Source organism: Pseudomonas fluorescens, from assembly GCF_000730425.1.
GTDB lineage: Bacteria > Pseudomonadota > Gammaproteobacteria > Pseudomonadales > Pseudomonadaceae > Aquipseudomonas > Aquipseudomonas fluorescens_X.
This window is the reverse complement of record NZ_CP008896.1, coordinates 4,706,511-4,719,231: the sequence shown is the minus strand read 5'-3', so window position 1 is coordinate 4,719,231 and position 12,721 is coordinate 4,706,511. Positions and strand designations below refer to the sequence as shown.

Genomic DNA, 12,721 nt, shown 5'->3' with positions numbered 1-12,721 from the left:
CAGCGATTCTCTATGATCTTCTCAGGATGATGCCGCAACGATAGCATATTGGCGGAAACCCCAGCGAGGTGGGGCCTAGGTAGATTCTGTCATTTATCACGAAAAACCCGACATATTTACCAGTATTTTCCTACTGTTCATGCACCTAGCTCCAGCATCAGCCCGCTCAACCGTTTCACCTTGCGCCGCACTGCTTCCTCGAAAACACCACTGCGGGTTTCGATCAAACTGAAGTGCTCCTTGGCGCGGGTGATGCCCGTGTAGATCAGCTCCTTGGTCAGTACCGGGTTCAGCGCATCCGGCAGGATCAGGGCGGTGTGGGCGAACTCCGAGCCCTGGGACTTGTGCACGGTCATGGCGTAGACGGTTTCCACATCATTGAGCCGACTGGGCAAGACAAAGCGCACACCGCCCTGCCCATCGTTGCGCGGGAACGCGACGCGCAGTACCTGCGCCCCGCCGTCACTTTCGGGCAGTTTCAAGGCGATACCGATGTCACCGTTCATCAAGCCCAGGCCATAGTCATTGCGGGTCATCAGCACCGGGCGGCCTTCGTACCATTGCTGGTCGCTGTCAATCAGCCGGGCCTTGAGCAGCGCGGCGGTGATGCGCAGGTTGAGGCCTTCCACGCCCCAGGGGCCCTTGCGCACCGCGCACAACAACTGGAACGCATCGAAGGCTTGCAGCAACTGGCGCGCCCAGTCGGTCCAGCGCGGATCGTCGCGGGGTATCCCGGCTGCCGGGCGTGTGCTGCGCAATAGGTTCAGGTAGTAGCGATAGCCCAGGGCATCGGTGCCCTGGCCGTCCAGCACCAGGTGCTCGAAGTTACGGTCATGCTCGCCCTTGAGCCGCAGGCAGAACAGGTCGTGACTGCTGGCGTCCAGCAGTTTCCGGGCCTGTTCGGGGTTTTGCTGGTTGACCCAACGCGCCAGTTGGCCGATGCCACTGCCTTCGCCGAAACGCCGGGAATAACGCAGCATCACCACTTGTTGCGCCAGGGGATGGCTGGCGTCGAGGTCTTCCTGCAGGCCACTGCCCGCCAGGGTCTCGCCGCTGACATTTTCCAGCCATTGGCGGGTGCCGGGGCTGTACCAGCCTGCCTCGGCATCCCGGCACAAATCGCCGAGCACCGCGCCGGCCTCCACCGAGGCCAATTGATCCTTGTCTCCCAACAGCACCAGTCGCGCATGGGGGGGCAAGGCATCCAACAGGTTGGCCATCATTTCCAGGTCGATCATCGACGCTTCATCGACCACCAGCACATCCAGCGGCAACAGGTTGCCCGCGTGGTGCCGGAAATGCCGGGTACCGGGGCGGCTGCCCAGCAGGCGGTGCACGGTGGTGACCTCGGTGGGGATTTTTTCGCGCACCACCTCGGGCACTTGCAGCGAGCGCACTTGCTGGCTGATGGACTCGGTCAAGCGCGCCGCCGCCTTGCCGGTAGGCGCCGCCAGGCGAATGCGCAATGCCGTGCCCTGCTCCACCGCCGGTGCTTGCAGCAATGCCAACAGGCGCACCACGGTGGTGGTCTTGCCAGTGCCGGGGCCGCCGGTGACGATGCTGAACGCCCCACGCGTGGCCAGGGCGCAGGCGAGTTTCTGCCAATCGACCACGCCATCCGGCGGTGGCTGGTGAAACAGGCCATTCAAGCGCTGGGACAGGTCCGCCGAGACCGCGTCCTGCACCGCCAGACGCTGACGCAAGGCGCTGTCGATGCGTCGCTCATAGGTCCAATATCGGCGCAGATACAAGCGCTTGCCTGACAACACCAAAGGCCGGCTTTGCGCCGCCGCGCTGCCATCGACGGCCTGCGCCACCAATGGGCTCGCGGCCAGGGCATGGCACCAATGGGCGCCGGCCAGGCCATCGAGCAGTTGCGAAGGCAGCAGCATCACGCCACTTGAAAGATCACCTTCAGGGGGCAGCGACAGGGCGAAATCCGGGGCATTCAGGGTCTCGAACAGGTCCAGGCACACATGGCCGTGGCCCAGTTGGTGGCTGGTCAGGGCTGCGGCCAGGAGCACCAGGGGATCGGCCTGAGGGTCGAGTTCGTGGAGAAAGCCGACAAACGCCTTGTCCAGCGCCCGCAGCCAGCCGCGCTCGACCCAGCGCTCCAGCAGGTGCATCAAGTCGTCAGCACGGTCCAGCGGTGCCAGTGCCTCCAGCGGCATAGTCGAGAGGCTCATAGCAGGGTTCCTTGTTCCCAGGCCGGTTCGACCTTGGGCGGTTGTGGCTTGCCTTGGAACAACAGGTCCAGGCGTTCGATCAGTACACGTGGCGGCCGGGTGAAATACGTACCCTGGCTCACGGCCTGGCTGCCGCGCAGGAACAGGTAGAGCGCGCCGCCCACATGCCGGTCGTAATCGTAGTCGAGCAGGCGCGCCTTGAGTTGGCGATGCAGGGCCAGTAGGTAGAGGACATATTGCAGGTCATAGCGATGGTCGAGCATCGACTGCTCCATGGCTTCGCGGGTGTAGGCCGCATCGTCGGCGCCGAGCCAGTTGGATTTGTAGTCGGCCACATAGTAGCGGCCGTCATGTTCGAAGGTCAGGTCGATAAAGCCTTTGAACATGCCGTTGAGCAATACCGGCTCGGCAGCCACCCGCGACACGCCGGCGTGGGTGTATTGGCAGACCAGTTGGTCGAGGGCGAGTACATCGACTTTGTGACTGGCGAACCAGAACTCCATTTCGATCTGATAGTGTCGCAAGCCCGCCAGGGTCACCGCTGCCTGGCCATGGCCCAGCGCCAGCGGCGCTTGCAACAGGTGCCCGAGCCAACCGCTGAGAGTGCCGATCCAGCCTTCCCAGCCACGCCGGTTGCAGCGCCTTGCGACCGCATCTTCGATGGCTTGCGGCGTTACGTTGAAGCCTTCGTTGCCGGCCCACTCCAGCAGGCCGTGGAGAAAGGTCCCGGGGTTGGGGCCCCGTGGGAAACGATGGATGTCGCCGCCGGATACGGCGACTTCCCGTGGTGCATCCGGGTCCAGGCGTTCGTCGTCGAAGAGCTTCTGCGCTTGCGGGCTTTCCGGGGCCTCCAGGCTGGCAGCGCTCATACTTTCGCCGATGCGCAGGGCGCTGTAGGAGGCAATCCACCAGTTTTCCGCCGCCTTGCGCTTAGGCAGCAGCGGCGCGAGCAAGGTCGCGTCATTGCGCGGTGGCTGGTAGGTGCGGGTGTCGGCTTGCGGCATTTGCCCGCAGGCGATCGCCGCGCAGCCGTCCTGCAGATCCATCAGCCAGCGGGCCAGCCCGGCGGATTCGCCCAGGGCCGCGCCGCCCCCCAACAGATAGCCCAGCGCCGACAGGTGCAGCACCGAACTGTTGGTAGTGCCGCGCTTGAGGTCGGCCACGCCAAGCCAGCAGGCATGCCTGGCCCGGGTCAGGGCCACATAGAACAAGCGCAGGTCTTCGGCCAGGCGTTCGTCATCAGCCTGGGCGATCAGTTCGACGGTGGGTTTCAGGCTGACCTGGGACTTGCCATTGGCATCGTGGTAATGCAGGGGCAGGCGGCTGCCGTCGACCGGCTTGGCCGAACAGATGAACGGCAGGAACACCAGGTCGTACTCCAGGCCCTTGGACTTGTGGATGGTCACCACCTTGACCAGTTGCTCATCGCTTTCCAGGCGCAGGATCTGCTCTTCACCGGCCTGGCCCGAGAGTGCCAGGTGTTCGGCCAGATGACGGATCAAGGCTTGCTCACCGTCCAGTTCTGCGGCGGCCTGTTGCAGTAGCTCGCACAGATGCAACAGGTTGGTCAGCACCCGTTCGCCATCGCTGCGGGCAATCAGGGTTTGCGGCAACTTAAAGTCATGCAGCAGGCGCCGCAGCATCGGCAACACGCCCTGGGTACGCCAGATCACGCGGTAATCGCGAAACTGCATGACGCGCTGCTCCCAGGTCAGTTCGTCCTGGTTCAATTGCTCCAGTTCCGCCAGCGACAGGTTGAGGGTGACGCAGGCCAGGGCCGCACGCAGCGGGCGCTCCACATCCGGTTCGGCACAGGCCTTGAGCCAGGCGAGCAGGTCGTGGGCTTCCTGGGAAGCAAACACCGAATCCTTATCGGACAGGTACACACTGCGTACACCGCGCGCGGCCAGTTCGCTGCGTACCGACTGGGCTTCCTTGCCATCACGCACCAGGATGGCGATGTTCGACGGTTTCACTGCGGCGAAGTGCGCCTTCTGGATAAACCCGGCAGTGCCCTGCTGGCCGCCATTGAGCAACGCGACGATCTGGCTGGCACACGCACCGGCCAGTTGTTGGCGATAGAGCACATTGGAAATCGGCTGGTCGGTGGGCAGGTGCCAGATGTTCAGGGCTGGCAGTGTGTGGCCATCGACCTGCAATTGCTCCTTGCGGCCCTGGGATGACACCGGTTGGAATGGCACCGGGTTCTTGCCGTCTGGCTCGCGAAACAGAAACGCCCCACGCCCGGTTTCCGCACGCTCGAACACATGGTTGACCGCCTCGACCATGGCATGGCTGGAGCGAAAGTTGGTGCCCAGGGTGTGCAAGCGTCCGGTCGTCGCCTGGCGAGCGCGCAGGTAGGTGTAGATATCGGCGCCGCGAAAGGCGTAGATCGCCTGTTTGGGGTCACCGATCAGGAACAGACCGCTGTGCAGGTTGTTCTCTTCGATGCGGTAGATACTTTCGAAAATCCGGTACTGCACCGGGTCGGTGTCCTGGAATTCGTCGATCAGGGCTACCGGGAATTGCTCGCGGATCACGCTGGCCAGGCGCTCGCCACCCTCGGTTTGCAGGGCGGCGTCCAGGCGGATGAGCATGTCGTCAAACCCCATCTCGGCACGCCGGCGCTTCTCCTCTTCAAAACGTTTACCGACCCAGGCGGCCGCGTGCTGTAACACCGCAGCGTCGGGCGTGGGCAAGGCGTCGAGGCTGGCCTTGAGGCCCGCCATGGCCTCCAGGCCCGGATGATGGGGCGCATCGCCTTTCCAGGCTTCGGCCATGCCATCGGGCGTCAGGCGGGTGAAGCCGGTGCCGATATCCAATTGTTCCAGGGTTTCGTCGGCGGCCCAGGCGCTGATTTTTTCGAACCAGGGCTCGAAATAGCGGGCCTGCATCTTGCGCCCATCGACAGCCTTGGCGGCGACGGCTTGCAGGCAGATTTCGCGCAACTCGGCGGCCCAGTGCAGCCAAGGAGCCTTGAGCGCCACCAGGGCCTCACGGCGTTCATGCAGGCAGGCTTCAATCAGTTCGGCGGGCTCGCGAGGTTCGCCACTGGGGCGCTCACTGCCGAACAGCGCGCGCACCCTGGGCATCAACGCCGCAGGGCCGCCCCAATGGCTGCGGACCCAGTTCAGGGCATCACCGTGCATCGGGTAGCAGAACAGCCGCCAGTAGTCGCGCAGCACTTCGCCGAGCAGGTCGCTGTGGTCGGTTTCCAGGGTCTGGGTAAACAGGCTGCCACTGTCGAAGGCATGTTCGCGCAGCATGCGCTGGCACCAACTGTGGATGGTCGAGACGGCGGCCTCGTCCATCCATTGCGCAGCGATATCGAGGCGGTTGGCACAACCTTGCCACTGCTCGGCACCGTATTGATCACGCAACTCGGCGATCAAGGCATCGGGCTGTTCGATTTCATCACGAAAGAAGCGCGCCGCTTGTGCCAGCCGGGTGCGGATGCGTTCGCGCAGCTCTTTGGTGGCCGCATCGGTAAAGGTCACCACCAGGATTTGCGGCGGCAGCAATTCGCGGCCAAAACCCGCCTCGTCGCCGCCGTGGCCTAGCACCAGGCGCAGGTACAGCGCAGAAATGGTGAAGGTCTTGCCGGTGCCGGCGCTGGCTTCGATCAGTTGGCTGCCGCGCAAGGGGAAAGCCAGGGCCAGTGGTTTGATGGCGCTCATGGGCGGGCCTCCTCGCTGGTCAGTGATCGCCAGGGGGCGGTTATCAAGGGGCGATACAGGGTTTCGCACCAGCCTTCGAACTCTTCGCTGGCAACCAGGGCCGCGTAGTCGGGGAACTGTCGGGTGAGGGCCGGGCTTTCGCGGCGCTCGCCGTCGCTGTTGATGCCATCGCCTTCGTAGGCTTTAAGGGCGGCGGCCTGGGCTTTGTCCGGATCGGTTTGGCCGAGCCAGGCGAAGGCGGTCTTGACTGCAATCGGCAGCGGTTCGCCCATACCTGCTTTCCAAGCCAGCAGCAGATTGCCAAGCACATTCTGGGCAAGGTTTTGCTCCAGCGGCGCCAGCAAGAGTGTGTCATCGCTCGCGACCAAACCGGTACTCAGGGGCAAGCCGCAGGCGCAAGCCACCAGATGATTGACCCATGGGCGGATCAGGCGATGCCATTTGCGGGTCTTGATCGACCCGATGCTGTTGGGGATGGTGCTCACGCTGAGCAAGCCGCCATCACTGCGGCGGTGCAAGCCGCTGATCCAGCCGTCGAGCTGGATACCCTGGTGCGCAAAGCTGACAGGTTCTGCGGTGTTGTGTGGCGTCGGCCAGAGTGCCAGGAGTTGCTGGTAGCGTTGCAGCAAGTCAGGCAAGGGTTCGATCAGTTCGTTGCGCAGGCACTCGCCGAAACCGACCATGGGCAGCAGGCCACTGCCTTGAAGACGTTGTGCCTGAGCCTCCAGGGCTTGCTCCAGATGATCCGGGTCGGCCAGCGCGGCGCTGAGCAGGCTGTCGCTCAAGGTGTAGCGCTGCAAGGCGTCGAGGACGAAGGGCTCTTCATCGGCCAGAGGCACTTCGGCGGCTTCGAAAAATACCTTCAGGCGTTGGCTGAAGAAATGCCTGACGGGATTGCGCAGGAAGTCCTGCAACTGCCCCAGGCTCAGAGGCTCTTCCTGGACGTAAGGCGCCAGGCACGTTGCTTCGCGAGGCGGGTCTTGGGCTTCGTGTAACAGCTGCCATTCGCGGGCGTAGCTGAACAACGGATCGCCCTCGTGGAAATAGCGCGCACTGAAGGGCTGCAATGGGTGTTCCTGGGTCATTGCCTCCAGCAGTGGTGGTTCCTGGGCATACTGCCAGCCGCTGGCGAGGTGGTCGCGCAACTGGCCGATCAACACGGATGCCGGGCGCTCGCTGTTATCGCGGATGCTGCGGCCAACCCAACTGATATAGAGCTGGTCGCGTGCCGAGAGCAGCGCTTCAAGCAACAGGTAGCGGTCGTCTTCGCGGCGGGAGCGGTCGCCGGGGCGGTAGTCGCTGCCCATAAGGTCGAAATCCAGTGGCGGCTGGGCGCGAGGGTAGTCGCCATCATTCATGCCCAGCAGGCATACCAGCTTGAACGGAATGGCGCGCATCGGCATCAGGGTGCAGAAATTCACAGCGCCGGCGAGGAAGCGCTGAGACAGGCGGCCCTGGTCGAGGCCGGCAAGCCAGGCCTCACGAACTACAGTCAGCGGTAATTCGTCGTACAGGCCAACAGACTCGCAGGTTTCCAGCCAGTCTTCCCGCAGTTGCTCAAGCTGGCCCAGCAGATAGTCATCGTGTTCATTACTGGGCAGGAAGAAGCGCTGCATCAGCTCTTGCAGGCGTGCGCCCCAGGCGTGCGGGGGCGCGGGTTGTGACAGGGTTTGGTGTGCAGCATGCAGTGCGTCAAGCAAGGCGACCAATGGACCGATCAGCGCAGCGTCGAGCCCGCCAATTTCGTCATAGGGTTCAATGCCTGCGCAGGCGGCACCGCTGCCAACGGCATAGCCCAGCAGCATGCGACGCAGGCCAAAACGCCAGCTGTTCTGTTCCAGCGCACTGGGCAGGCCAAGGCCGGCACGCTGCTCGGCGTCGAGGCCCCAGCGGATGCCGGCGCCTTCTATCCAACGGTGCAGGGTGGGCAGGTCGCGCTCCTGGATGGCGAAGCGTTCGCGCAGCGCGGGAACGTCCAGCAAGTCGAGGATTTCGCTGACCGGGAAACGGCTGTCTGGGAGTTTCAGCAGATGTTCGACGGCGATCAGCAATGGATCGCGTCCCCGTTGGCCCTGGTCAGTCAGGGTGAAGGGGATGAAGCGCGGGTCCTTTTTATCCAGCTGCCCGAAGACCGCGCGGATATGCGGTGCATAGCTGTCGACGTCCGGGACCATGACGATAACGTCGCGAGGCCGCAATGCGGGGTTTTCGCTGAAGCGTTGGAGCAATTGGTCGTGGAGGATTTCCACTTCGCGCTGGGCACTGTGGGCAATGTGGAAACGGATCGAGGTGTCGTGCTGCAGATCGACCGCAGGCCAACGCTCGCGGGTTTCAGGAAGCGGCCGCAGTTCGAGGATATCGTCCTGTAGCTGGTTGAGGATTGTGGTGGGCTCACTGTCGCTGAACAGGTCGATGCGCCCGTCGCGAAATGCTGAACGATAGCTGTTGGGATCGTCGTAGCTGTCCAGCAGGTTGATGTAGTCGCGACCTTGCTTGCCCCAGGCGGCGAGCAAGGGGTGGGCGTGCTGATGCAAGGTTTGCGGGTCGATGGTGACAGGCATCCCGGTCTTGCGCGCCTGGCGCTTGTATTCGTTTCTGAGTAGGTCTTTGTCGGCAACGATGTCAGACCAATGGTGACGGCAAGGGTTATGCACGCAGAGCAATACCTGGCTGAAACGAGCCAGGCCGGCCAGTGCTTCAAGAGCCTGGGCGGGCAAGGAAGAAATGCCAAACACGATGACTCGGGACGGCAGGCCCTGCGGGGCCGTATCCAGGTTATTGATGCGCTCGATAAAGCGTTGGTGGACTCCGGCACGGCTCTGCGCCATGCCCTCCTCGCCGACATCCAGCAGCAATGCACGCCACAACTCGGCCTGCCAGCAGTTGGCCGGACTCAGGGGCTTGGCTTCGCCTCGGCCGTTGCGCAGTTGGTGGCGGCCAGCGGCCCAGTCTTCCAGCCAATCCGCACGGTAGACCTGATATTGGTCGAACAAGTCGGCCAGGCGCTCCGCCAGTTGGTAGCGTTTACGCAGGTCGGTGTCATCGGTGAGGAAGCGTTGCAGGGGCTCGAAGTGTGGCTGGTCGATCAGCTCAGGCAACAGGCGCATTAGGCGCCAGGTCAGTGGGGCCTTGTCCAACAGGGATTTGACTGGGATTTCGTCGCGGCCCAGCACCATGCGATAGAGCTGCCACATGAAGCTACCGGGCAGTTGCACGTCGATTGCAGCGGCAATGCCGCAACCACCCATGTCGTCGTCCTCCGGATCTTCAGCAAGCGCCAGTTTGAGCCATTGCGCGATGCCGTTGCTTTGCACCAGGGCGATTTCGTTTTCCAGGGGAGCCAGTGGATAACGACGCATCCAACTGACGACCAGGCTGCGCAGTTCATCCAGGCGATTGCCATGGACGACCATAAATCCAGCGCTGAGAGACGTTGCATCCGGCATAACGGCTTCCTTGGGAAAAGCGAAATCGAGGGAGGGACTTTAGCATTGAAGGAGGTTATGGACGGAGTTGGACTCTAGGCCAAATCGCATCAGCCTCTTTTCGAGCGCCCAAAACAAAACCCCAACTGCTCTCGCAATTGGGGTTTCGGAATTTAATCTTGACGATGACCTACTCTCACATGGGGAAACCCCACACTACCATCGGCGATGCATCGTTTCACTGCTGAGTTCGGGATGGGATCAGGTGGTTCCAATGCTCTATGGTCGTCAAGAAATTCGGGTACTGAGTCGTGACCAAACGGCCTCGCTTCAGCAAATTGGGTATGTAATAGAGTCGGTGTCTTGTGCATTCGAACTTTCGGTTCGTTTCGTCTTCACACACCGCAATCTGGTGCTCTTGGGCTTTTCAGCTTCAGGCAAACAAATTGCTTGGGTGTTATATGGTCAAGCCTCACGGGCAATTAGTATTGGTTAGCTCAACGCCTCACAGCGCTTACACACCCAACCTATCAACGTCGTAGTCTTCGACGGCCCTTCAGGGAACTCAAGGTTCCAGTGAGATCTCATCTTGAGGCTAGTTTCCCGCTTAGATGCTTTCAGCGGTTATCTATTCCGAACATAGCTACCCGGCAATGCCACTGGCGTGACAACCGGAACACCAGAGGTTCGTCCACTCCGGTCCTCTCGTACTAGGAGCAGCCCCTCTCAAATCTCAAACGTCCACGGCAGATAGGGACCGAACTGTCTCACGACGTTCTAAACCCAGCTCGCGTACCACTTTAAATGGCGAACAGCCATACCCTTGGGACCGGCTTCAGCCCCAGGATGTGATGAGCCGACATCGAGGTGCCAAACACCGCCGTCGATATGAACTCTTGGGCGGTATCAGCCTGTTATCCCCGGAGTACCTTTTATCCGTTGAGCGATGGCCCTTCCATACAGAACCACCGGATCACTAAGACCTACTTTCGTACCTGCTCGACGTGTCTGTCTCGCAGTCAAGCGCGCTTTTGCCTTTATACTCTACGACCGATTTCCGACCGGTCTGAGCGCACCTTCGTACTCCTCCGTTACTCTTTAGGAGGAGACCGCCCCAGTCAAACTACCCACCATACACTGTCCTCGATCCGGATAACGGACCTGAGTTAGAACCTCAAAGTTGCCAGGGTGGTATTTCAAGGATGGCTCCACGCGAACTGGCGTCCACGCTTCAAAGCCTCCCACCTATCCTACACAAGCAAATTCAAAGTCCAGTGCAAAGCTATAGTAAAGGTTCACGGGGTCTTTCCGTCTAGCCGCGGATACACTGCATCTTCACAGCGATTTCAATTTCACTGAGTCTCGGGTGGAGACAGCGCCGCCATCGTTACGCCATTCGTGCAGGTCGGAACTTACCCGACAAGGAATTTCGCTACCTTAGGACCGTTATAGTTACGGCCGCCGTTTACCGGGGCTTCGATCAAGAGCTTCGCGTTAGCTAACCCCATCAATTAACCTTCCGGCACCGGGCAGGCGTCACACCCTATACGTCCACTTTCGTGTTTGCAGAGTGCTGTGTTTTTAATAAACAGTCGCAGCGGCCTGGTATCTTCGACCGGCATGAGCTTACGGAGCAAGTCCTTCACCCTCACCGGCGCACCTTCTCCCGAAGTTACGGTGCCATTTTGCCTAGTTCCTTCACCCGAGTTCTCTCAAGCGCCTTGGTATTCTCTACCCAACCACCTGTGTCGGTTTGGGGTACGGTTTCTGGTTACCTGAAGCTTAGAAGCTTTTCTTGGAAGCATGGCATCAACCACTTCGTCACCCAAAGGGTAACTCGTCATCAGCTCTCGGCCTTAGAATCCCGGATTTACCTAAGATTCCAGCCTACCACCTTAAACTTGGACAACCAACGCCAAGCTGGCCTAGCCTTCTCCGTCCCTCCATCGCAATAACCAGAAGTACAGGAATATTAACCTGTTTTCCATCGACTACGCTTTTCAGCCTCGCCTTAGGGACCGACTAACCCTGCGTCGATTAACGTTGCGCAGGAAACCTTGGTCTTTCGGCGTGGGTGTTTTTCACACCCATTGTCGTTACTCATGTCAGCATTCGCACTTCTGATACCTCCAGCAAGCTTCTCAACTCACCTTCACAGGCTTACAGAACGCTCCTCTACCGCATCACCCGAGGGTGATACCCGTAGCTTCGGTGTATGGTTTGAGCCCCGTTACATCTTCCGCGCAGGCCGACTCGACTAGTGAGCTATTACGCTTTCTTTAAAGGGTGGCTGCTTCTAAGCCAACCTCCTAGCTGTCTAAGCCTTCCCACATCGTTTCCCACTTAACCATAACTTTGGGACCTTAGCTGACGGTCTGGGTTGTTTCCCTTTTCACGACGGACGTTAGCACCCGCCGTGTGTCTCCCATGCTCGGCACTTGTAGGTATTCGGAGTTTGCATCGGTTTGGTAAGTCGGGATGACCCCCTAGCCGAAACAGTGCTCTACCCCCTACAGTGATACATGAGGCGCTACCTAAATAGCTTTCGAGGAGAACCAGCTATCTCCGAGCTTGATTAGCCTTTCACTCCGATCCACAGGTCATCCGCTAACTTTTCAACGGTAGTCGGTTCGGTCCTCCAGTTAGTGTTACCCAACCTTCAACCTGCCCATGGATAGATCGCCCGGTTTCGGGTCTATTCCCAGCGACTAGACGCCCTATTAAGACTCGCTTTCGCTACGCCTCCCCTATTCGGTTAAGCTCGCCACTGAAAATAAGTCGCTGACCCATTATACAAAAGGTACGCAGTCACCCAACAAAGTGGGCTCCCACTGCTTGTACGCATACGGTTTCAGGATCTATTTCACTCCCCTCTCCGGGGTTCTTTTCGCCTTTCCCTCACGGTACTAGTTCACTATCGGTCAGTCAGTAGTATTTAGCCTTGGAGGATGGTCCCCCCATATTCAGACAAAGTTTCTCGTGCTCCGTCCTACTCGATTTCATGACTAAGAGATTTTCGCGTACAGGGCTATCACCAACTATGGCCGCACTTTCCAGAGCGTTCCGCTAATCTCAAAGCCACTTAAGGGCTAGTCCCCGTTCGCTCGCCACTACTAAGGGAATCTCGGTTGATTTCTTTTCCTCAGGGTACTTAGATGTTTCAGTTCCCCTGGTTCGCCTCTTGCACCTATGTATTCAGTACAAGATAACCATCTTATGATGGCTGGGTTCCCCCATTCAGACATCTCCGGATCAAAGTCTGTTTGCCGACTCCCCGAAGCTTTTCGCAGGCTACCACGTCTTTCATCGCCTCTGACTGCCAAGGCATCCACCGTATGCGCTTCTTCACTTGACCATATAACCCCAAGCAATCTGGTTATACTGTGAAGACGACATTCGCCGAAAATTCGAATTTCTCAATTAAGAGAACTCA

General features: G+C 60.1%; 3 protein-coding genes and 2 rRNA genes. All 5 read right to left on the bottom strand.

Annotated features, from left to right (window positions below):
• Nucleotides 1–137 precede the first annotated feature (137 nt).
• The 5 genes from recD to HZ99_RS20975 all read right to left on the bottom strand — a co-directional run bounded on the left by recD (nt 138) and on the right by HZ99_RS20975 (nt 12,643).
• A complete protein-coding gene (gene recD / locus HZ99_RS20995; RefSeq protein ID WP_038445772.1) occupies nt 138–2,186 on the bottom strand; it encodes an exodeoxyribonuclease V subunit alpha in 2,049 nt (682 codons plus the stop codon).
• Nucleotides 2,183–5,863, bottom strand: a complete 3,681-nt coding sequence (recB, locus tag HZ99_RS20990) for an exodeoxyribonuclease V subunit beta (protein ID WP_038445771.1) — start codon at nt 5,861–5,863, stop codon at nt 2,183–2,185. The genes recD and recB overlap by 4 nt, the downstream gene beginning before the upstream one ends.
• Nucleotides 5,860–9,309, bottom strand: a complete 3,450-nt coding sequence (recC, locus tag HZ99_RS20985) for an exodeoxyribonuclease V subunit gamma (RefSeq protein ID WP_038445770.1) — start codon at nt 9,307–9,309, stop codon at nt 5,860–5,862. The genes recB and recC overlap by 4 nt, the downstream gene beginning before the upstream one ends.
• Before the next feature lie 156 nt (nt 9,310–9,465).
• A 5S ribosomal RNA gene (gene rrf / locus HZ99_RS20980) occupies nt 9,466–9,581 on the bottom strand.
• A 168-nt stretch (nt 9,582–9,749) separates the two neighbouring features.
• Nucleotides 9,750–12,643: ribosomal RNA gene (locus HZ99_RS20975) — 23S ribosomal RNA — on the bottom strand.
• Nucleotides 12,644–12,721 lie beyond the last annotated feature (78 nt).